Annotated in this window: 21 protein-coding genes and 3 pseudogenes; 13 read left to right on the top strand and 11 right to left on the bottom strand. The window is 64.6% G+C overall.

Features of this window, described 5'->3' with window-relative positions:
• Positions 1-82 precede the first annotated feature (82 nt).
• The 3 genes and pseudogenes from K6I40_RS23925 to K6I40_RS23935 all read left to right on the top strand — a co-directional run.
• On the top strand, positions 83-718 hold the full coding sequence (locus K6I40_RS23925) for a hypothetical protein (RefSeq protein ID WP_222917448.1): 636 nt from the start codon (positions 83-85) through the stop codon (positions 716-718).
• Positions 719-837: 119 nt separating this feature from the next.
• Positions 838-3677 (top strand): annotated as a pseudogene (locus K6I40_RS23930) (DEAD/DEAH box helicase).
• A gap of 18 nt (positions 3678-3695) precedes the next feature.
• Positions 3696-4317, top strand: a pseudogene (locus K6I40_RS23935) (ATP-binding protein); the annotation flags it as partial.
• 76 nt (positions 4318-4393) lie between these two features.
• Here the strand turns inward: K6I40_RS23935 and K6I40_RS23940 are convergent.
• On the bottom strand, positions 4394-5590 hold the full coding sequence (locus K6I40_RS23940; RefSeq protein WP_255681847.1) for a polysaccharide deacetylase family protein: 1197 nt from the start codon (positions 5588-5590) through the stop codon (positions 4394-4396).
• Positions 5591-5983: 393 nt separating this feature from the next.
• On the opposite strand from K6I40_RS23940, the gene K6I40_RS23945 reads away from it, so the two are divergent.
• The 3 genes and pseudogenes from K6I40_RS23945 to K6I40_RS23955 all read left to right on the top strand — a co-directional run bounded on the left by K6I40_RS23945 (position 5984) and on the right by K6I40_RS23955 (position 7954).
• A complete protein-coding gene (locus K6I40_RS23945) occupies positions 5984-6781 on the top strand; it encodes a protein sorting system archaetidylserine decarboxylase (RefSeq protein WP_222917450.1) in 798 nt (265 codons plus the stop codon).
• Positions 6782-6853: 72 nt separating this feature from the next.
• Positions 6854-7228, top strand: coding sequence for a hypothetical protein (locus K6I40_RS23950; RefSeq protein ID WP_222917452.1), 375 nt, complete (start codon positions 6854-6856; stop codon positions 7226-7228).
• A pseudogene (locus K6I40_RS23955) lies at positions 7225-7954 on the top strand (P-loop NTPase). Before K6I40_RS23950 ends, K6I40_RS23955 begins: the two are co-directional and overlap by 4 nt.
• A gap of 145 nt (positions 7955-8099) precedes the next feature.
• Here the strand turns inward: K6I40_RS23955 and K6I40_RS23960 are convergent.
• A complete protein-coding gene (locus K6I40_RS23960; protein ID WP_222917454.1) occupies positions 8100-8558 on the bottom strand; it encodes a hypothetical protein in 459 nt (152 codons plus the stop codon).
• Positions 8555-9337 carry a hypothetical protein gene (locus K6I40_RS23965; protein WP_222917456.1) on the bottom strand — a complete coding sequence of 261 codons (783 nt, stop codon included), beginning with the start codon at positions 9335-9337 and terminating at the stop codon, positions 8555-8557. Before K6I40_RS23965 ends, K6I40_RS23960 begins: the two co-directional genes overlap by 4 nt.
• Before the next feature lie 362 nt (positions 9338-9699).
• On the opposite strand from K6I40_RS23965, the gene K6I40_RS23970 reads away from it, so the two are divergent.
• Positions 9700-9975 carry a hypothetical protein gene (locus K6I40_RS23970; RefSeq protein WP_222917458.1) on the top strand — a complete coding sequence of 92 codons (276 nt, stop codon included), beginning with the start codon at positions 9700-9702 and terminating at the stop codon, positions 9973-9975.
• 9 nt (positions 9976-9984) lie between these two features.
• On the opposite strand, the gene K6I40_RS23975 is transcribed toward K6I40_RS23970, so the two are convergent.
• Both K6I40_RS23975 and K6I40_RS23980 read right to left on the bottom strand, forming a co-directional pair.
• Positions 9985-10911: a DMT family transporter gene (locus tag K6I40_RS23975; protein ID WP_222917460.1), complete on the bottom strand. Its 927-nt coding sequence runs from the start codon at positions 10909-10911 to the stop codon at positions 9985-9987.
• A 141-nt stretch (positions 10912-11052) separates the two neighbouring features.
• On the bottom strand, positions 11053-11418 hold the full coding sequence (locus tag K6I40_RS23980; RefSeq protein WP_222917461.1) for a hypothetical protein: 366 nt from the start codon (positions 11416-11418) through the stop codon (positions 11053-11055).
• 274 nt (positions 11419-11692) lie between these two features.
• Here K6I40_RS23980 and K6I40_RS23985 point away from each other — a divergent pair, with 274 nt between their 5' ends.
• The 3 genes from K6I40_RS23985 (at position 11693) to K6I40_RS23995 (ending at position 13280) form a co-directional block, all read left to right on the top strand.
• Positions 11693-12328: a ribonuclease H gene (locus K6I40_RS23985; RefSeq protein ID WP_222917469.1), complete on the top strand. Its 636-nt coding sequence runs from the start codon at positions 11693-11695 to the stop codon at positions 12326-12328.
• Positions 12329-12405: 77 nt separating this feature from the next.
• The gene (locus tag K6I40_RS23990; RefSeq protein ID WP_222917471.1) at positions 12406-12864 is read left to right on the top strand and encodes a DUF2240 family protein; all 459 of its coding nucleotides are present in this window, start codon (positions 12406-12408) and stop codon (positions 12862-12864) included.
• Positions 12865-12887: 23 nt separating this feature from the next.
• Positions 12888-13280, top strand: a complete 393-nt coding sequence (locus K6I40_RS23995) for a hypothetical protein (protein ID WP_222917473.1) — start codon at positions 12888-12890, stop codon at positions 13278-13280.
• A 128-nt stretch (positions 13281-13408) separates the two neighbouring features.
• Here the strand turns inward: K6I40_RS23995 and K6I40_RS24000 are convergent, their stop codons facing one another.
• The 4 genes from K6I40_RS24000 to K6I40_RS24015 form a co-directional block, all read right to left on the bottom strand.
• Positions 13409-14191: a hypothetical protein gene (locus tag K6I40_RS24000; protein ID WP_222917475.1), complete on the bottom strand. Its 783-nt coding sequence runs from the start codon at positions 14189-14191 to the stop codon at positions 13409-13411.
• 198 nt (positions 14192-14389) lie between these two features.
• On the bottom strand, positions 14390-15049 hold the full coding sequence (locus tag K6I40_RS24005; protein WP_222917477.1) for an HAD family hydrolase: 660 nt from the start codon (positions 15047-15049) through the stop codon (positions 14390-14392).
• Between the two features lie 135 nt (positions 15050-15184).
• Positions 15185-15553: a methylglyoxal synthase gene (locus tag K6I40_RS24010; RefSeq protein WP_222917479.1), complete on the bottom strand. Its 369-nt coding sequence runs from the start codon at positions 15551-15553 to the stop codon at positions 15185-15187.
• Positions 15554-15654: 101 nt separating this feature from the next.
• Complete coding sequence (locus tag K6I40_RS24015) at positions 15655-16356, bottom strand: SDR family NAD(P)-dependent oxidoreductase (RefSeq protein WP_222917481.1); 702 nt, start codon at positions 16354-16356, stop codon at positions 15655-15657.
• Positions 16357-16477: 121 nt separating this feature from the next.
• On the opposite strand from K6I40_RS24015, the gene K6I40_RS24020 reads away from it, so the two are divergent.
• Positions 16478-16690 (top strand): heavy metal-associated domain-containing protein, encoded by a 213-nt coding sequence (locus K6I40_RS24020; protein WP_222917483.1) that lies wholly within the window; start codon positions 16478-16480, stop codon positions 16688-16690.
• Between the two features lie 9 nt (positions 16691-16699).
• Here the strand turns inward: K6I40_RS24020 and K6I40_RS24025 are convergent, their stop codons facing one another.
• Positions 16700-19030, bottom strand: coding sequence for a cation-translocating P-type ATPase (locus K6I40_RS24025; RefSeq protein WP_222917485.1), 2331 nt, complete (start codon positions 19028-19030; stop codon positions 16700-16702).
• A 127-nt stretch (positions 19031-19157) separates the two neighbouring features.
• On the opposite strand from K6I40_RS24025, the gene K6I40_RS24030 reads away from it, so the two are divergent.
• Positions 19158-19958, top strand: a complete 801-nt coding sequence (locus tag K6I40_RS24030; protein WP_222917487.1) for a methyltransferase domain-containing protein — start codon at positions 19158-19160, stop codon at positions 19956-19958.
• An 18-nt stretch (positions 19959-19976) separates the two neighbouring features.
• Here the strand turns inward: K6I40_RS24030 and K6I40_RS24035 are convergent, their stop codons facing one another.
• The gene (locus K6I40_RS24035; protein ID WP_222917489.1) at positions 19977-20858 is read right to left on the bottom strand and encodes a halocarboxylic acid dehydrogenase DehI family protein; all 882 of its coding nucleotides are present in this window, start codon (positions 20856-20858) and stop codon (positions 19977-19979) included.
• Between the two features lie 146 nt (positions 20859-21004).
• Here K6I40_RS24035 and K6I40_RS24040 point away from each other — a divergent pair, with 146 nt between their 5' ends.
• The gene (locus K6I40_RS24040) at positions 21005-21697 is read left to right on the top strand and encodes a haloacid dehalogenase type II (RefSeq protein ID WP_222917514.1); all 693 of its coding nucleotides are present in this window, start codon (positions 21005-21007) and stop codon (positions 21695-21697) included.
• The last annotated feature ends 8 nt before the right edge of the window (positions 21698-21705 follow it).

A 21705-nucleotide genomic window follows, 5' to 3' on the forward strand; every position in this document is an offset into this window, starting at 1 on the left:
CCAACCAGTCGCCTCGGGGTTGGGATCGGTGCCGGCTTTCGCACCCCGAACCCACTTGCCGGTTGCACCCGTATATGTCGTGATGCAACTTCGAACACCCGCCCGCGAGCGATCAACCGCGGTGTCCGGATCGGGATCGACAGCTGTCGCCTCGCGTAGGAGACGGTTCGGCAGACACCTCCTCACTGCGGCCGGCCTGCTCGCGTTCACCTACGCCGCGTTGCGAGTACTGGGCTCGCGGGACGACGTGCCCGTCCAGTCCGTCGACGAAGTTCGGGACAATCTGGACGACGCCGTTCCCGACGACATCCAGAGCCGAGCCGTGGACGCCGTTCCGGGCGATCGCTCGATCGACACGATTCGGAATCGAGCCGGTGGCACCGTCCCCGACGATATTACGCAGATATCCATCGACGGACCGCGAAGCGATGAATCGGAACGCGAGCCCGATATCGAGTCGCCGACGGAGACGGACGAACCCGATGGCGATGTGATCGACGAAACGGAGACGAACGCCGACTACACCGACGAGCGCTCGGACGAGGAGATCGCCGAGCGTGCCGAGCCCGACGTGCAGGGCGAACCGGCGGAGCCGGGCGAGATGGCGGTCGACGAAGACGTCGCTGAGGACCTCGTCGACACCGATATCGACACCGACGCGGACTCCAAGGACGAGACTACCGACTCCGAGAGTGAGAGCGACGACTTTGCGGAGTGAACCGACCCTCGGCCGCCGCGTCGGTCGATTGCCGTGATCGCCGACGCCGACTCGAGCGATCCCCATCGAATTCACCGGAAACGTGGCCCTTATCCGGCGTTCGATCCTAGCGCGTTTCGATGACTGACGGGGACGTCGCGGCGTTTACGCACCTCGGAACGACGGTTCGCGGGGCGCTCTCCGAGCGCGGGTTTTCCCGGCCGACGGCACCACAGCGACTGGCGATTCCGCCGCTGTCGGCCGGTGAGAACACGCTCGTGATCGCGCCCACCGGGAGTGGCAAGACCGAGACGGCGATGTTACCCGTCTTCGACCATCTCGTGGCAGGTGAGGGCCCGCCGGAGGGGTTCGGCGCGCTATACATTACCCCGCTGCGAGCGCTCAATCGCGACATGCGCGAGCGCCTCGAGTGGTGGGGTGAGTACTTAGATCTCGAGGTCGACGTCCGCCACGGTGATACGACCCAGTATCAGCGCGGCAAACAGGCCGAAGACCCGCCGGACGTGCTGGTCACGACGCCCGAGACCGTCCAGGCGATGCTTACCGGCAAACGGCTGCGCGAGGCTCTGGCGGACGTCTCCCACGTCGTGATCGACGAGGTCCATGAACTCGCCGCCTCGAAGCGCGGCGCACAGCTCGCGATCGGCCTCGAGCGGCTCCACGACCTCGCGGGGCGGTTCCAGCGGATCGGCCTCTCGGCGACCGTCGGCGATCCGGGTGAGGTCGGCCAGTTCCTCACGGGCGGTCGACCCTGTGAGATCCGGGAAATCGACGTCGGGAGCAACGTCGACGTGACGGTCCGCAAGCCTGAGATCACAGCGGAAGACGAGCAGTTAGCGGGCGAACTGATGACCGAAGCCGACACGGCCAGTCACGTCCGGCTGATTCGGGACCTGGTCGAGACGAACGAGTCGACGCTGATCTTTGTCAACACGCGCCAGACGGCGGAGGCGTTAGGCTCGCGGTTCAAGGAACTCGACCTGCCGATCGGCGTCCATCACGGCTCGCTCTCGAAGGAGGCCCGGATCGACGTCGAGGACCGGTTCAAAGCCGGCGACCTCGACGGCCTGCTCTGTACCTCTTCGATGGAGCTCGGGATCGACGTCGGACAGGTCGATCACGTGATCCAGTATAAGAGCCCGCGGCAGGTCACCCGACTGCTCCAGCGGATCGGCCGCGCGGGCCACCGTCAGGACGAGGTCTCGAGTGGCACGATCGTCACGACGCGACCGGACGACACGTTCGAGGCGCTGTCGATCGCACGACGAGCCCGCGATGGCGAGGTCGAGCCGGCAGCGATCCACGAAGGCAGTCTGGACGTGGTCGCGAATCAGTTACCGGCGATCGTCCAGAGCCGCGGAGATACGTACGTCGACGAAGCCGTCGAGACCGTCACGCGATCGTACCCGTTCCGGAACGTCCCTGAGGCGACTGTCCGCGAAATAATCTCGGAACTGGACCGGAACCGGATCCTCTGGTTCGACGAGGCCGAAGATCGCATCGAAACTACCGGCGGCACCTGGCAGTACGTTTACGCCAATCTCTCGATGATCCCCGACGAGGAGACCTACGAGGTCCACGACATCGCCTCGGGGGCCAGATCGGGACCCTGGACGAGCGGTTCGTCGTCAACTTCGCCCAGCCGGGCGAGGTGTTCATTCAGCGCGGCGAGATGTGGCGGATCGCCGAAATCGACGACGAGGACGCTCGGGTCAAGGTCAGCCCGATCGAGGACCCCGCCGGCGAGGTGCCGTCGTGGATCGGACAGGAGATCCCGGTTCCCGCCGCGGTCGCAGGGGAGGTCGGCGAGATCCGCGCCGTCGCGGAGCCCCAGCTTAGTACCGGAGCCGACGCCGCTGCGGTCGGCCGCGAACTCGCCCATCGCTACCCGTCCGACGAGTACACGCTGACCGAGGCCTGCACGCAACTCAAGGCCCAGATCGATAGCGAGTCGCCGATGCCGACGGCCGATCGACTGGTGCTCGAGCGACAGGGGCGAACGATCGTGCTCAACGCCCCCTTCGGCCACATGGCCAACGAGACGCTCGGCCGGATCCTCTCTGCACTGCTCGGCCAGCGTGCGGGCTCGTCCGTCGGGCTCGAGACGGATCCCTACCGGATCGAACTCGAGGTGCCGAACTCGATCGCGACCAGCGAAGTGATCGAGGTGCTCGAGGAGACTGACCCCGACCACGTCGAGGCGATCGTCGAACTCGGGCTCAAGCGCTCCGACGCCTTAGCGTTCCGGCTCGCACAGGTCTCCGCGAAGTTCGGTGCGCTCAAGCGCTGGCAGAGCAATGGGTCGGGACGGATCTCGAACGACCGGTTGCTCTCGGCGCTCGAGGACACGCCGATGTACGAGGAGGCGATTCGGGAGGTGTTCCACGAGGACCTCGATATCGAGCGCGCGAGTGCGGTGCTCGAGGGGCTCCAGTCGGGCGAGCTTGAGCTGGTGACCCACCGCGGGCGGACGCCGATCGGGCTGGGCGGTCGCTCGTCGGGAGGCAAGGAACTACTCGCGCCGGAAAATGCCGACGCGAGCGTCATCAAGACGGTCAAGGAGCGGATACAGGACGACCGCGTCATCCTGCTGTGTACCCACTGTAAGGAGTGGAAGGTGAAGACGGTGGTCAAGCGGGTGCCCGACCAGCCCGAGTGTCCCGAGTGCGGGTCGACCCGGGTCGCCTCCCTGAACCCATGGGCCGACGAGGTCGTGCAGGCGGTCCGATCTCAGGAGAAAGACGAGGAGCAACAGCAGATGACCGAACGCGCGTTCCGAGCCGCGAGTCTCGTCCAGAGCCACGGGAAGCAGGCCGTGATCGCCATGGCCGCCCGCGGGGTCGGTCCCCACAACGCCGCCCGGATCATCAACAAGCTCCGGGAGGACGAAGCCGAGTTCTACCGTGATATCCTCTCGAAAGAGCGAGAGTACGCGCGGACCCAGTCGTTCTGGGACTGATGCACCGAGGCCGTCGCCGAACTCGAAGCCTCGAACGAACGCCTCGAGCAGTTCGCCTACGCCGCGTCTCACGACCTCCAAGAGCCCCTGCGGATGGTCTCGAGTTACCTGCAACTCATCGAGAGCCAGTACGCAGACGAACTCGATGCGGACGGCCGGGAGTTCATCGACTACGCCGTCGACGGCGCGGACCGCATGCGCGACATGATTGACGGCCTCCTCGAGTACTCCTGGATCGACTCGCAGGGCGATCCGTTCGAACCCGTCTCAACGCCGTCCTCGAGGACGTCCTGACTGATCTGCAGGTGATGATCGAGGGGGCCGACGCCGAGATTACTGCCGAGTCATTGCTCGAGATCCAGGGCGACCCGCCGCGAGTGCACATCGATGCCGAGCGCAACGGCAAGAACTGGGAGATCTCGGTCGCGGACGAGGGGATCGGTATCGATCCTGACGATCAGGAGCGCTGTTCCGCGTGTTCTAGCGACTGCACAACCGCGAGGAGTACGACGGAACTGGCATTGGGCTCGCGCTCTGTTGCCGCATCCTCGAGAGCCACGACGGCCGCATTCAGGTTGACTCTGAACCCGGTGAGGGATCGACGTTCACCGTCACGATCCCGGCCGACGGCTCGCGGTAACGCAGTCGACGGCTCGAACGGCGGGACGAGGCCGCCGGTCAGCGAACGACCGCGTCTTCGACGTCCGCCGGAAGGATCACCTCGAGTTCGCCGGCCGATTCGAGCTCGTCGAGATGACCGACCGTCTCCTCGAGTACCGACTCGGCGTCGTCATCGAGTTCACCGAAGGCAAGCGACGTGACGCCGCCCATTTCGGCGGTGAGTTCGAGTATCGAACGCGCCTCGTTGGCGTCGAGACCGGTAACCCGCGAGCAGAGGTGCGGGTTCGTGGCGGCCCCCTGGGACGGATAGCGACCGGCGAACGCGAGGTCGTGGTGCGTCGTGACGGCCTCGAGCACGTCCCCGTCGTACCGACCGTACGGGTACGAGAAGTACTGTGCGCCCTCTTCGAACCCTCGTCCTCGAGCCACTCCACGGCGTCGCCGACTTCCGTCTCGGGGTCGCGATCCGCCGAGAGATTGGTGAGGTCGGCCCCGTGTGCCGAGTGACTCCCGATCGTCCACCCAGCGTCGGCGAGTGCCGTCAGCTGATCGCGAACGAGGTGGTCGCCCTCGTCGCCGTCGTCATCGCGGATCCGACCCGTCATAATGAACGATACTGCGGGATAGTCGTATTCCTCGAGGATCGGCAGTGCACGCGTATAGTCCGATTCGTAGCCGCCATCGAACTGGAGCATGACCTGTCCGGTCTCCGGCGCGTCGACGAATTGGAGGTCGTCGACCCACACCGACCCTTTGTCATCCTCGCCCGTCCAGCGGAGGAGTTGGATTTCGCTCACGGCACTGAGATCCGGGTCGCCGTCGATATCGCTGATCCCGAAGTTACACTGCACGAGCGGCGTTCCGGCGTGCGTTCGCTGTCGGAACTCGAGCCGGTCGCCGTCCTCGTCGATCACCTGGACGACGACATCGGCCTCCTCCTCCGTCGCCATCGCGAGCCCCGGTCGGGTCCCCGAGAGATCGCGGGGCTCGGACAGTTCCCGAACAATTCTGACCTGATCGTCTCCGTCCTCTGCCTCGAGTCTCGCGGATTGGGACCCGGTATACGATCGATCGGCATCCGCCGAGAGGGAACCAATCCGTTCTTCCCACTCGTCGAGGTTCTCGAAGTCGTCGAACGCGTTGGCTCTCGCCCCGTCGCCCGACTCAGCTTCGTCGTCGGTTCCGGCCTCGCTGCTCCCGTTCTCCGGGGACTCGTCCTCTGCCTCTTCGGTGCTCGAACAGCCCGCGAGCACGGCCGCCGCGGCAACGCCGAGATATGTTCGTCGTTTCATCGCTGGCGACCGCTTGCGACACGAAGAGGCCCATTGTTATTCTCGGCCACCAACGGTATCTTCGAATATGTAGCGACGGGAAAACGCAGAGAGGGACGAACGCTCCGCGGTGACAAACGATCACCCTGTGACGACGGTTCGGTCGAATCGAACCCCGTTACCTATCGTCCATCGCCTTCCAGAACGTCTGTTACGGGTGTATGGCCTCTCTATCGCGACAGTACGTCCAGCCTATCCCCATTCCAGCCGCCTAGCGAGCGATTGCCACTGAGTGCGGTCATCGTCAAACCGTATTCCGCGCTCACTGGATCGTTCGATACGCGAGCGGCTCCGAGTGACCGTCCGAGTGATCGATCCGTAACGGCCATACGATTCGATCCCGTCAATTCGTCCATGAACTTCGCGCCGGGGGCCTGGAAGTATGCTATCCTTCCGCTGCTCGCTGCCCCGTTTGCCATCATTATCAGCGTCACCGCGAGCCTCGTCGCCCTCGCAGTCGGCGCCGCCACCCTCGCCTTCTTTCGCGACCCCGAACGCTCCCCGCCGCCGACGGGCGTCGTCTCGCCGGCCGATGGAAACGTCTCCGTCCTCCGCGAGGAGGGCAACCGGGTCCGGCTCGGTGTCTTCATGAACGTCTGGCACGTCCACGTCGTCCGCGCCCCCTTCGCCGGCCGCGTCACCGACGTCGAACACGTCTCCGGCGCGAACCGACCCGCATTCTCGAAGGAGTCCGACCGCAACGAACGCGTCCACGTCCGCCTCGAGACCGAGTCTCCCAATCTCCCATCAGACGGAGACGAGGCAGCGACGATCGCGGACGACGGCGGGGAACCGGTCGCAACGGACAGCGAGACGAGGACCGCGGACGAGACCCCGACTGCACACCCCGACGAACCGGACTCGGACGCCGAAGTAACACTGATCGCCGGCGCGTTCGCCCGCCGCATCCATCCCTACGCCGAACGTGGCGACGACATCGATCGCGGCGACCGTATCGGCCACATCGCCTTCGGAAGCCGCGTCGACCTCCTCTTTCCGCCCGCAGTCGACCTTGCGGACATCGCCGTCGATATCGGTGACTCGATGACCGCCGGGGAGACCGTAGTGCTCGAGTCTTCGGCCGAGGACCTCTCCAGTACGTTCGATATCGAAACCGACGGCGGGCCCGATGTCGACGACCGAAACGAGTAGTCGAACAGCGCATGGTCATCGGACCCGCCGGTAGTGATGACGTTTTTACGGTATCGGGCGGCCAAACCGGCCGTGATCGAACTTGACTGGGAGACGGACCGTACCGAGGGCGTAACGCTAATTTCGGCGACCGTTGCGAACGCCCTGACGACGCCTCAACTCGTCCGTATCGAAAGTCGCATCGACGGTCCACTCTGGTCCCCGGACCGCGAACAGCATCCGGCCCCCGAGTGGACTGACGGGCGCTGGGAAGGTGTTGTCAAGCCCACACAATGTCGCGGCGTCGGCTTCGCGAGTCCGTCAGTACCGTCCGACCCCGCGGATCCGCCGCTCGAAGTGACCGAGACACGCCGCGTTTCGAGCGACCAGTCCGCGGCGACGACTGACGTACTCGCGTCACTGCCCAACTGGCGACCGACGCTCAACATCCTCGGACGGCAGCGATGATCGTCGCCGTCAGTGGTGGGAAAGGCGGCGTCGGCAAATCGACGATCGCCGTAAATCTCGGACACGAACTTGACGCAGTCGTCATCGACGGCGACCTCGCGACCCCGGACCTCCCGCGTGGTCACGGGCCGACCCTGCATGACGTACTGGCCGGCCAGGCCGAGCCACTCGAGGCGATCAACCAGCACGGACCGGTCCGCTTTCTTCCGTCCGGGCGGACGCTCTCTGGTGCCCGCGCGGCGGACCTGACAGCGTTTCTGCGAGTCATCGAGCGGATCGAGCGGGAGTACGGCCGCGTCGTCATCGACTGCCCCGCCGGGCTGGCACGTGATGTCGGTCGGCAACTCGAGAGCGCACAGTTGACGGTCGACGCCGGTCGAGTCAGCACTCGCCGACGCACTGCACACGAGACAGCTCGCGCTCGACCTCGAGACACCGGTCGCAGCGGTTGTTCTCAACAAGACTGGGTCCGACGCGACCGACGCGATCGCCGAGCAGTGCGACGAATCGACCGGCCGATCCGAGGAGAGCGACGCCGGGGTCGGCGTACCGATACTCGAGCCCGTTCGAGCGGACGACGATCCGTTCCGCATCGCGGTCGGTGAGCGTGTCGACCACCGTTCGCCGGCAGGCGCTTGCGGCACCGAGAGCACCGTCGCAGTCGGCCGCATCGAGGACGAGAGTCTTGCCCTCGAAGGACGTTCGACAGCGACACGCCGACGCTGAGTCGTCGGTCCGATCGAAGAGGCGGCCGACGCCACGGCCGGCTCGACCGAAGTAGTCACGCCCGCCGAAATCGTCGATGACCGATCGAATGCGTCCGGTCCCGTCCTGTGACATACCGTTGCTGGCAGCGGCATCCGATTTAAACTCACACACGGCTCGCAACGACGACGGGGTCACCGTTCACGTCGGATCGCAGGGTCAGGGCCAGTCGCGTCGTGCCGACCCCACCGAGTTCGACCGATTCGGTGGCAGCGGGGTCGTTCCAGACGATGCGTTCCCCGATCGCCGCCTCCCGCGTCGTTCCGTCCGCGAGGACGTACCGAACGGAACTGTAGCTCTCTCGAGGCGTGATCTCGAAGTGATCGACGGACTCGGTCGTGAGCGAGCGCTGCGGCAGCGTCACGTCGACGACTCGCCGGGGTGCAGGATGGTCGTCGGGCGGGGTTTCCTCGGTTTCGGTGAGAGACGTCGCCGCATCGTCGATCGCCGCGATACTCGTCTCGACCTGCCGCTGGCTGTTCATCGATGCCCCCCGCTCGATCGCCGGGACAGCGAGCGCGATGAGTGCAATCGTGAGCACGACCGCGACGACGTACCGAATCACGGTAGTCGTGCGCGAAGTGATTGCAACACGCCCTCGGTCGACCCATCGTCGCCGTCGGAGCCGTGAGCCCACTCGCGAGGCTCATCTGTCGCCATTGCCGCCTCGCTCGAGGAAGTGCCATCGGCCGATTGATCCCGATCAACTGAGTCGGAATCGACTGCTCCGGAATCGGCTGAGTCGGCGAGCCGACGCTCGAGTACGTCCTGCGATGACTCGGTCTCGGAACCGGGAGCCATCGACGCGGTCCAGATCGGTGGACGGTCAGCGACCGGATTCGGCTGACTCTCGCCGGGGTCGCCGTTCCCGTCGGTGGTTGGGGAAACGATTTCCGAGACGGTGTGTTCCACGAGAGGCGGACCGCTAGTCGGTTCGGTCGCAGTGATCGACGCGTCCGACGGCCCGGTCGACTCGCGATCGGTCCGGGTGGCTGGCCCGTTCGCCCCCGGCATGTCCATCCCCGGCACGTCCGTCCGGTCGTCAGCCGTGCCCTCATCGTCTCGGGGCGGTGTCAGAGCGAGCCCATCGACGTCGGTTCCGTCGACGGCTTGCTCGAGTTCATCGAGCCGGTGTTCGAGGCGACCGACGGCGGCGACCGCGACATCAGCGCGACGTTCGATGTCGTCGTTGACCGATTTGACACTACCGATGAACCCGCTGAGCGCGTCGACCCGCCCCTCGAGATCTGCGATGCGGCGCTCGTGTGCATCGAGCCGCGCGGTGAATTCCTCGAGGTCGTCGGCGACGGACGCGATGTCGGCGAGTTCGTCTATAGTAGCCACTGAAAATCACTGCACGCCTGATCGCACGACGGCTGTGCGATCGGCGCGTAAATAGTTTCAGTTGTTACTATAGTTTGACGTCGCCGTCGACGACTACGTGTTCGACGGCGGCCAACCGCTGTTCGATCCGGTCGATGTCGCTCATGGCGAGCGTTGCCCGGCCTTCGTATTTAAAGCTGAGAACGGGTCTCCGATTCGAATTCGTCGATCGGTACTGTCGTGATTCGCGGGCCAAACAACTGTTTTCCCGGAGTAAATAGATTGTTCAGTCGTCCGATTCCGCTGAATTCACCGTAATCTATCGAAACGGTGGACCCGGTATTTGCGTCGTCGCCGTCAAGGAACCACTCTCAGTGAGTTCGATGGTGAGTCCTCCCTCCCTCTCCGATCAGCGGTCCGCCGATTCGAATCCGCCGAACGACTACCGCGACGACGATCACGGCGCGCTCGAGCGCGCAGCACCGGGGCTCGCGACCCCGATCCGCGCCGCGGGGTTCTGGGTGGCGATCGCCATGCCGATTCTGTACCTCCCCCTGCTCGCGACCGGACTCTCGTCCTCGCTCGACGGCATTCTGTTTCTTGGCTTGCTCATCGGCAACCTCCTCGCGCTCTACGTCGGCCACTCACATCGCCGGTAGCGGCGCAGATTACTCGCTTGAGCCACGCGACTGGACGTGGCTGAATTCCCGTCGGATCGCCCGCCGCTTGACGAGGAGAAAACCGATTGCGATGAGGCCGAACCCGGCGAACGTCTCGGTATTGACGACTTCGCGGAGATAGAGCCAGCCGACGACCGCGGTGACGATCGGTGCGACATAGGAGACCATGTTGATCTCGACGGCACCTAGTCGCTCGAGCAGGTCGAAATAGATGAGGAAACCGATCGCGCTCGCGCCCAGCGACAGGTAGGCAAGCGCGCCGATCGCCTCAGGGCGGATCCATGCAGCCGGCTCGAGCGGTTCGCCGATCGCGAGGCTCACGAGGTGCATGACGACCGCGCCGCCGAGCATCGACCAGGCCTCCATCGTCTCGATCGGGAGCGAGGCGTCGAGTCGACGAGTGAGGACGCTACCGAGTGCGAACGCCGCCGCGGCACAGAAGACGAGGCCCTTCGCCACTGCGTCGGTAGCCAGAAGATTGGCCGGGTCGGGCTGGACAATGACAGCGACGCCTCCGAGGCCGACGACGATGCCGACGATGCCGACCGGCGAGAGTGCGTCCGAGGGGACCAGCAGCCGCGCGAACCCGGTGCTCAGGACGGGCGAGAGACTCACCAGGATCGCCGCCGCCGCGGCCGTCGTGTTTTGCTGTCCGACAAACAGAAACGCGTGGTAGGCCGCGATTAAGAGGACGGCACCGACGGCGACCTGTGTCCACTCGACTTGGCCGCGGGGCAGCCAGTTATCGACGGCATACACCGCGTAGCCGAGCATCAGGAGACCGGCGATATCGTAGCGCAGTGCCGCAAACAGAACCGGCGGGATATAGGAGAGGCCGGCACTGATCGCGACGAAGGCGGATCCCCATAGCGTTGCGAGCACCAGGAAGAGCGCGAGGTTTCGATACCGGCTCACGGTAGCTCTCTCGATGGGGATATCCTATGCATTTCGGTTCGAAATGACTACAGCGTCGAGCAAGCTGCCGATTCGCTCGTCAAAAGGAGGGGGGAGGGGAGTGGAAGGATTTGGCAGCTGAGTCCGTATCAGTCGAACGGCTCAGAGTGGGGGTCGTTCGCGAATCTCGGGTTTCTCTTCGGTCTGTCTGAACTGCTCGAGTAGCGGTTTGATGTCGTCGAACCCCTCCGCGAGCACGATATCGCCGCTCCGCAGGTCGTACTCGATGATGTCGTAGTCCTCGAGTCGCGGCAGGTGGTTGTGGACGAGCGAGACATAGATACGCTGTCTCACCTCCTTGTCGATCGTTTTGGCGTGGGCATCGAGCTCCCAGACCGCGACCTGCCTGATGAGATCCTCGAGGTTCGCGGTCCGATCATCCGCGAGCTGGTAGAGCAGAAATCGCCGTTCGGACTCCGCGAGAAGGGAACAGGCTGCTTCCATCCGGTCGGCGTTCGTCTGATTCATACTTTTTCAATGTACCCAGTGGTATTACTCCTGCTGCCAACACAGATTGGGTCCTGAACGCTCGGCCGCGTCCCCAATTTCACTGCGCCGCTTATTCGGGCGCTATATACCCTGCTTTACGGATGTACGTCGTTTTAGTTGGCTGCTTTGACGGTTCGTTCCAAGTGAATAACTCTGGAATGAGACTGTGTCGTACGGACCGCTCCCCTGGACTATATTGGCATTTGTTATCACGGACGACATGATTAAGTAGGTAACCGGCCTACAAACTCCCATGGCCGCTCACGGCCGGTCCGCACTGCGGGATCTGTTCGACGAGTCGCCCACGCCTCACATCGCCCACCCCCCTCGAACCCATCACCGTGACTTCTACGTCGCTACCGACGGGTCCTTCCGGGGAACGGGCGGCGGGCTGGGTGCCGTTATCGAAACGCGCGACGGCACCCGCGTCGCACGCGTCGCGACCACGGATACGCCGCCGGACAACAATGTTGCGGAGTATCGAGCCCTCCACCTTGGACTCGACGTCCTCGCAGCGCGAGCGCCGCGAGACGCCGCCGTCGGCGTCCTCATCGACCACGACGCGCTCGCTAGTAACGTCAACAGCGCCATCCTCGCGACGAAGCATCCGGACGGAAAATCGCCGCGTCCCGTCTCCGTCCCGACCGCGACGGAGTATCACTGGCGCGGGATTCGGGCCCGACTCAGCGGGTTCGACGAGGTACGGGCCGCACGGATCGATAGCGATCAGAATCCTGCCCATCCGCTCGCGAACGCGCCGAACCAGTACCGTCATGTCAACCGCGAACCCGACCGCTGTGTCCTCCCCGAAACCCCTGAGCCGAGCGCCGGCGAGTTCCCGCCGCCGTCCCGAGCCGATCGCAACGGCGGCGGTCGCGCCTCCGACTGATCGCCGGATGGCACCGTCCCGGCCGCAGGTCGGTCGGAACCGCCATCGTTTCTCACCGCTCGAGCAAATCCTCTCCGATGAGTCTCCGCGTCGCGGTCGCCGCCCCGTTCATCCAGAACGGCACCCGTCGCCTCAAGGAAAACGAGTTCGTCGTCGCCCTCTCGCTCGATCGGGACTGGTTCTCCCCCGATCAGGCCAAGCGGCTGATCGATGTCGCTACGGGCGAGGGACTCCTCGAGCGCGGCGACGACGGTCTCGCGGTCACGTTCGACCCCGCCGAGGTGACGGTCCCGGAAGATTTCGTCCCCGAGGAGGACCTCCTGCAAGAACGCTCGGCATTCGAACGCGTCCTCGATTCGCTGGTCGCCGAGGGCATGGAGAAACACGAGGCGGTCGGTGCGATCAATACCGTCCAACAGGAACTCGGGCTGACGATCGAGGCCGCTGCAGTGATCTATGCCCGTCGCGAAGGGATCACTGTCGATGATCTTGCACCGATCGCCCGGGCAGCCGTGCTCGACACCGAAGACGACTAATCCCGCCGACCCGACCCACGGGTATGGTCGAGGACCGGATCACCGACGGTCGCCGGATTGCTGAACTTCTCTCGAGCGAAATCGACGGCCGTGAGGACGGCGAACTCGCACGCTTTGCCGTCACTAACGCCGATCGAGACGTCGAGCCGACGGCCGACGGCGCTCGCGCTTATGACGTCACCCGCCGCGACGAGCGGATCGCTCGCGCGTTCATCCACGACGACAGGGCCCACCTCGAGTTCGAGGCGGGTCAGGACGCAGCGGCCGAGACGGCGTCGGACATCGGCCTCCGAGTGCGTCCGAAGGCGACGCAGCCGCCGAAAACGCTCGTCTTTGTCGAGAGTGGAGCCGAGGTCAAGCGAGCGACGGACGTGTTACAGACCGTGAGCCAGCGGCTCGAGGAAACTGAGTCGTAATCGCGGAACGTACGGGGTGGGTAATCGACGTGCGGTGGCACGCGCTAGCTCACTGTGAGTCACTGGCGAACCGCGGCATAGACACGTTCGAGGTCTGTACGAGCCGGCGAGCAAAGGTCTAGCAGCGTCTACGGCCCTTCTTCACCGACGTACGAGATCTCGATACGATGGGAGAGACGATAGATGAGAGAGAGACCGATTATCGGACCGAACAGCGAGAGAACGATACCGTAGAACGGACCCAGCGGTGCGGGCTCGTTTCGATCGGTCCGATAGACGCGGTAATACGTGTCATCGTCGACGCGAACCGGTGTCTGTGGAATCTCAGCCTCGTGGTCCGCGGAAGCGGTCCCTTGTCTGGCGGCTTCGACGACGACCGACGGGGCATCGACGTTCTCGGTCGTGGCATCTATCGAGACATCGCGGAGCGCGTCCGTCGCCGAGGCCGACTCGAGTGTCAGATCGACCCGATATAGTCCGTTCTCGTTTTGAACCGTCCGATTCGCAGCATAGGTCGGCTCGTAGACGGACCCGTTACTCTGAACGTACCGATATCGGTCGATACCTATGTCAAACGCGGGAGACGGGAGAGACGGATTACTCGTGTACACCTCGGTCGGGATCGTGGCGTTTGCGACGAGTTGTCGCTCGAACGCGCACAACCGGATATCCTGAGGGACCGAACAACCGATATCCTCGCTCAGGTGTGTGTTAAACAGCTTCAACCGCGGGTCGCCAGCATACGTGATCCCGTCCTCGTCGTCAACGATGACTTCCGCGCGCTCGTACGTGTACGTCGTCTCCGAAATGTTCGTTGCCGAGACTCCGACGGGAGTGGCGAGAAAAACAAGCGCAACGACCGCCAACAAGAGATCTCGACGAAACGGAGTGAGAAAGCCGTTGGAAGGCATGATTTATTGATCATTTCTCTAATGTCAAAAGTATATACATTGTGTTTGTCTGAATGGAAGTGAGAGACGATTTCCCTTTTGCATCGCCTCTCGAGACACTCGTGGATTATTGAACGACTGAGTCAGCCTCGCCTCTAGGATGCGTAGCAGGAAGAGACTGTCCGCTCCGGATGAGGCGGCTATCAACGGGCGTTCGTTTCACTCGAGATCCGCGACGATCTCCGGAAGCAGAGCCGCGATCTCGGTCTGCTCGACGTGGGCGACGGCGCGGGGATCGGGTCCGGGTCCGTCCTCGAGCAGCACCTGAATCGCTCGCAGTCCGGCCTCGGTTGCGCCCCGAACGTCGGCTTCGATCTCGTCGCCGACATAGACCGCATCGGCGGGGTCAACGCCGAGTTCGCCGACGATTGCCTCGAACGCCCGCGGATCGGGTTTGCCAGCCTCGAGTTCGCCCGTTACGAGCGCGGCGTCGAAGGCATCCGTCCAGCCCAGCGTCTCGAGTTTGTCCCGCTGGGCGCGGACGGGGCCGTTGGTGAGCAGGCCGACCCGATACTTGCCATGCAGGCCGGCGAGCATGGCCTCGACGCCCGGTAGCGGCTCGAGGTCCTCGGAAATCGTCTCGCGGTAGGCCGTCGCGACGGCAGCCGGGTCGGCGTCGCTTTCGCTGTCTTTGAGCAGGTCGGCGAAAATCGGCTCGCGCGTTTCACTAGTGAGATTTCGTCGGTGTGCTTCGAGGTACGACTCGCGCGTCAGCGAGGGCGCACCCGTTGCGGTCGTGGCCTCCTCGAGGATGGTCGCTCGATCCCGTCGGGGGACGGCGAGCGTGTAATCGAGATCGAAGACGACCGCTTGTGGCATAGGTGTGTCAGGGTGCTCGAGCCGGTTGAAGCTATCCCTTCCGAGTGGCCTGCCGCATCCGCTCAGTCGTCAGCCGGCTGCGGGATTCCGTCCCGTCCCCGTTCGTCGAGACTCATCTCGCTGACGGGCAGCAGTCTACTCTGCCAGCCCCTCGATGAGAAACTCCGCGGAAGCGAGGTTCGTCGCGAGCGCCGTATCGTGGACGTCACAGATCCGTAGCAGCGCCGAGATGTCGGGCTCGTGGGGCTGGGCTCGCAACGGATCTCGGAGGAAGACCACACCATTGAGTTTCTCTTCCGCGACCTCCGAACCGATCATCAGGTCGCCGCCGAGCGGTCCCGACTCCTTGCGCTCGATATCGAGGCTGGTCTCGTCTATCAGCCGTTTTCCGGTCGTGCCGGTCGCAATCAGGTCGTACGCTCGCAATTGGTCCTCGTGGGCCTGTGCGAACTCGATGAGATCCGGCTTCTTCTCGTCGTGGGCGATCAACGCGACGCGTGTCATACCGATCCATCGGCCCCGTGGGAAATAAGCGCTCGTCTACAGGACAGTCGCTCCTGTCGGTGGTCCGGCAACGCTCGACGAGAGTTGACTTCGATTTCGGGTCAGAACTCCTCGACATGGGGTCGAACGTCTAACTCGAGTGTCCATGCCGACCGGTCCTGGGTGACGAGGTGCCAGTATGAGTCGGCGATCGCGTCTGGGTCGAGGTAGTCGTCCTCGTCGCGGTCGGGCTGTAATTCCCGGACCTCCGGGGTTTCGATCTGGCCGTCGATCACGACGTGGGCGACGTGAATACCGTCGGGACCGAGTTCGCGGGCCATCGACTCGGCCATCCCGCGAACCGCGAACTTGGCCGCGCTGAATCCGAGTGCACCGCCGCGGCCGCGGACCGCCGACGTTGCGCCAGTAAAGATGATCGTTCCGCCATCGTCGTCGAGCATATCGTCGACGGCCTCCTGTGAACACAGCAGGGACCCGTAAGCCGATGTCCGCCACGCCCGTTCGAACTGGTCCGGTGAAATCCCCTGCAGTCCCGTCCAGGAACCGCCACTGGCGTGATTGACGAGGATATCCGCGGGGCCGAACGCGTCGCGAACCGCCCGGAAGCCCGCCTCGACTGCCTCGGGATCCGTGATATCCGTCGGGACAGCGAGTGCATCGTCGCCCAGATCGGATTTCAGTTCCTCGAGGTAGTCCGTCGACCGAGCGAACAGTCCTACCTGACAGCCTTCGTCGACGAATTTCCGGGCAAGCGATTCTCCGAGACCGGGACCGACGCCGGCGATCACTGCTGTGTGCGCCATGGGACGAGAGACGGCCGCGGTTCCCAAAATGTTGTCCGGGGACTCCCACATGAACACGAGGGCACCGCTCGCGGTCGTCGTCGGCAGAATCGTCTTTTGGTTCGAGCGGCAACCCTCCGATATGGAACGACAGACAATCTCCGTCAGCGGCATGTCCTGTGATGGCTGCGAACGCACCATCGAAAGCGCTCTGACGACCCTCGAGGAGGTCTCTCGAGTCGAGGCCGATCACGAGAACGAGCGCGTCGAGGTCGTCGTCGACGAGGGCATCACGGAGGACGACCTCCACGCGGCCATTCGGGAGGCCGGCTACGAAGTCCCCGGAACCGCGTAACGACGCCGATCACTTCTCGAGGTTCCTCGCCGGTACCGTCGCTTCCGTTGCTGAAGGCTCGTCAGTCGATATCTCCGCCGATCGGTCGTCCCGAACGGAACCGTCCGCGTCGAGGTCCGCACCCGAGAGCAACTGACCGGCGAAACTGTTGGCGAGGACGGCGGTGACCGATAGGACCATCGCGATCATCGCGACCACCGGATGGACGAGTCCCGTCGTGGCTGCGGCGACGCCGACGCCGTTGAACGCGAACGCGGCGACCAGGTTCTGTTTCGTTTTCCGGTAACTCTCCAGCCCGATCTCATAGGCATCTATTACTCCGCCCAACCGCTCGCCCATAAGGACGACATCGGCGGATTCGATCGCGATGTCCGTCCCGGCACCGATCGCGATGCCGATATCTGCCTGCGTGAGCGCCGGCGCGTCGTTGATGCCATCGCCGACCATCGCCACACGGTGGCCCGCCGCTTGCAGGCGACCGACCTCGTCGCGCTTCTCGCCGGGGAGGACGTCAGCCATCACGCGGTTGATACCGACGTCTTCGGCGACCGCTTCGGCCGTCCGTTCGCCGTCACCGGTAATCATCACGGGCGTGACGTCCGCCGCGAACAGCCGCCGAACGGTCGCGCCGGCGTCGTCCTTGATCTCGTCACCGATACCGACGAGGCCGATCAGCACTCCGTCGCGTGCGACGCCGGACACCGTGAGTCCGCGATGCTGGAGGCGCTCGATTTCGTCACTAGCTCCCGAAACGCCGACGCCCTCGACATCGAGCCAATCCGGTTTCCCGATCAGAACCTCCTCGCCGTCGACCGAGGCGCGGACCCCCTTGCCGGTCGCGGAGTCGAAGGTGTCCGGATCCTCGTACGTCACTCCGCAGTGGTCTGCGCGCTCGAGGACGGCGTCGGCGAGCGGGTGTTCGCTGAACGCTTCCGCGCTCGCGGCTGTGGCGAGGACACCTTCCTTGTTGCTCCCGTCTGTGAGTGACACGATCTCGGCGACTGCGGGCTCGCCGACCGTGATCGTACCGGTCTTGTCGAGGACGACGCGATCGACGTCGGGGAAGAGCTGGAATGCGTCGCCCGATCGAAACAGGATGCCTCGATTCGCCGCCGCGCCGCCGCCGCGGATGAGCGCCAGCGGGGTCGCCATCCCGAGCGCACAGGGGTAGCCGAGCACGAGGACCGCGAGCGCGGCGAACGTGCCGCGCTGTACGTTCGGCCCTGCACCGAACGGACCGCCCGGCCAGACGGCGGGAACGACGAGCCAGAAGCAAAAGGAGAGCGCGGCGACGGTGAGCACACCGGGAACGAAGTACCGGAGGACGCGGTCGGCGAGCTGTACGATACTGGGTTTCATTGCGCGGGCCTCCTCGACCTCGCGGGCGACCCGATTCAGGAACGCGTCCGATCCGGTCGCCGTCACCTCGACGAGGAGCGTCCCGGTTTGGGTGACGCTCCCGCCGATCACGTCGTCACCCAGCCCCTTCTCCGCGGGGATCGACTCGCCGGTCGCCACCGACTCGTCGACGGCCGACTCCCCTTCGAGGACGACGCCGTCAACGGGGATGCTTTCGCCGGGCTTGATCCGAACGCGATCGCCCACCTCGAGGTCGTCGACTGCGACCTCCTCGACGGTGCCGTCGTCCGCGACGCGACGAGCGGTGTCCGGCCTGAGATCGAGCAGGTCCTGCACCGCCTGCGACGCGCGGGTGCGAACGAGCAGGCTGGTGTACTCCGAGAGGACGTGGTAGGTCGTGATGAAGACGGCGACGGCGAAGAAGTGGACGGTCGGGAAATCGGGGAAGACGGTCAGACCGAGGAGCCCACCGAGCAACCCGGCGAACGCGCCAGCCTCGAGGAGGACGTGCTGGTTGAAGATACCGCGACGAAGGCTGTGGTAGGCCTTCTCGAGGATGTAGCGACCCGGGACGAACATCGTCCCCAGCGCGAGGCCCAGTGTTACGAGGTCCATCGACAGTGATCCCGACTCGAACCGTCCCCGCACGACGATCATCCAGAGCATCAGCGCGGCAGCGACGACGGACGCACCGCCGGTGAGGACGAGTCTACGTTTGCCCGACTCGAGTTCCGCCTGTTGTTCTCGGAACCGCATTTGCTTGTCCGGATCGCGGATCGTATAGCCGAGGTCCCGCAGGGTATCCTTCAACTCGACCTCGCTTACCGTCACCTCGTCGTACTGGACGAGGACCCCCTCGTGGGCGAGGCTCACGTCCACGTCCGCCACGCCGTCGGTCCGGTCGTACGCCTTCCGAATGCTCTCGGCACAGAACGAACAGCTCATTCCGCCGACAGCGAACTGCTCTCGTGCGGTCTCCATCGTGGTAAAGACTAGCGCGCTACGCCACAAAAGCAACCGCTCGCCGCTACCACGACACGCTCCGAACACTTCTCCCTCGCCTCACAGCGACCGCCGATTTTTGTCCGTGGCGAGCCGATACCGTGGTATGAATGATCCAACCGAGCCCGACGATCGATCGGCGAGACACGTCTGGTCGGCCGGCCGGTATCCCGCGATGGCACCGAACATGTTGCCCGCCATCGCGCGGCTGGTCAACGTCGCGGGCATCGATCCGGGCAACCGCGTCCTCGACGTCGGCTGCGGGACGGGCAACGCTGCGCTGACAGCCCGCAGTGCGGGCGCAGCGGTCGTCGGCCTCGACCTCGCCCACGACATGCTCGAGCTCGCCCGCGAGAACGCGACCCTCGCCGGCTACGACGATATCGGTTGGGTCACCGGCGACGCCGAGACGCTCCCCGCTGCGGACGATGCGTTCGACGTCGTCCTTTCGAACTTCGGCCACGTGTTCGCGCCGGACTCGACCCGCGCCGGTGCGGAACTCCGCCGTGTGACCAAACCCGGTGGCCGGGTCTGTTTCACCGCGTGGTCGCCCAACGGCGTCGTCGGGGACCTCACCGAGGTCCTGACCGACCACGTCGCTGACTCACCCAGCGACCCGTGGTCGCATCTTCAGTGGGGCGACCCCGACTTCGTCCGCGAGCAGTTCGCCGATGTCACCGACTGCTCGTTCCAGCGCCGGCTGCTCGAGTTCCGGTACGCCACGCCCCATCACTTCTGGCGCGAGTTCGCCGAGGAGTCCGGCCCGCTCTCGCCCGTCCTTCAGCGGATGGACGATGACGACTCGCGGGCCGCGCTCCGCCGGGACGCGGTCGCGGCGCTCGAGGACTGGTTCGGGGACAACGCGATCCGCGTCGAGTACCTCCAGGTGCGGGCGGTGATCGATTGAGGGTGCTCGAGCGCCGTCCTAGAGCGATCGCTCGCCGGCAGCGTCGAGCGTCGCCGCGTAGACGAAGATGGCCGTGAGAACCGTTTCGATGGCACCTCGGTTGAACGATCGAACGAATTCTTGCAGCTCCTCAACCGTCGACTTGTCGAACCCCTGATCCGCGAGCGCCGTCGGCGAGAGCCGAGGCACGTACGGAAGCTTCTCGAGGTGTGCGTCGACGACCGCGTCGGCGTCGTCACACCCGCGTTCGAACGCCGCACTTTCGAGAATCGGCTCAAGGTCAGTCCACGCCAGATCGAGATACCCCGGCCACTGTGCGAGACAGCGGTAGATGCTCGGTAGCCCGCCCTCGAGGCCGTGAAACTCTCGGATACCGTCGATAGCGTCCGAGAGGTCATTGGGAACGCCGTCGTCGTCGATCATCGTCACGGATCGACCGCGGTCGCGGTCGAGCCACGGCGGAAGCGGTGCCATCGACGCCGCGTCGTCCGGATCGGACTCGAGCGGGCCGTCGTTCATCGCTCGGTCACAGACCGCAAACGTGAGCGCGAGTCGCGGTGCGACGATGTCGAACGTCGCGAGCTGCCCCCGGAGTTCGCGCCACTCGGCCGGTCGGACGTCGAGGTCGTCGCGCCGGTAGCGCGGCAGGTCCGGAGATCCGTCCTCGAGCGCGGAGAGCACGGTGTCTCGGTACGAGACGGTGTAGTCCCCGAACGCGCGCGTCTGGAAGAGCGGTTTGAGTTGCCCCCACATGTACCGCGCGAAGACGGGCTCGTTGGCCGTCAGCGTCCGGAAGAACCAGTTGACGATCGGTGCGCGAAGTGTCGTCTTGACGTCCTCGTACATGCCGCGCTGCCAGCCCGTCGCATCCTGCTCGTACAGCTGTGTACTTGGATCCATACTGCGGCGTCCACGGCACGCTCTATCAGTTTCGTGCCAGCAAGCGGTCCGGCCCGCATCGCCGTCCGCGAGCGCCGAAAGCACTGCGTTCGAGGAGATTCGGTGCCGGGCCAAACTATTTCGACAGCGGCGCGGTAGGCCGAGCTATGTCGTTCGACCCCGACGCGGTCGAGACGATCGCGTTCGACTCCTATGGGACGCTCGTGGACGTCTCCGCCGTCGCCGAGCCCCTCTCGGAGCATCTCGACGAATACGATCCCGAACTCGTCGCGAAGCTCTGGCGCGAGCGGTCGCTGTCCTACGCGATGGTTGGCAATGCCATCGAGGAGTACGACTCGTTCTACGAGATGAACCGGCACGCGCTGCGATACGCCCTCGAGACGTGTGGCGTTGACATCGACGAGGACGAGCGCGAGGAGATCCTTTCGACGTACCACGACCTGCCGGTCTTCGACGACGTTCACGACGGCATTGAACGGCTTCGCGACGCGGGTTACGACTGCTATATCGTCTCGAACGGCAACGAGGAGATGCTCAAGTCGCTGCTCGAGTACGCCGATATCGGCGATTTGATCGAAGACACGGTCAGCGCTGACGAGGTCGAGCAGTTCAAACCCGAATCCGAGCTGTACCGCCACGCCGCCGACCGGATCGGGACGCCGATCGAGGAGATCGCGTTCGTAGCGGCGGGCTGGTGGGACGTGCCCGGCGGGATCCACGCCGGGATGCAGGGCGTCTGGATAAACCGCCAGGACACCCTCTGGGGACCGTACGAGATGGATCCCGATCTGACGATCGAGAGCTTCCACGACCTCGCGGACGAACTCGAGGCCGATTGATCTCTCGA

The organism is Natrinema sp. SYSU A 869 (assembly GCF_019879105.1).
In the GTDB taxonomy this organism is placed as follows: domain Archaea; phylum Halobacteriota; class Halobacteria; order Halobacteriales; family Natrialbaceae; genus Natrinema.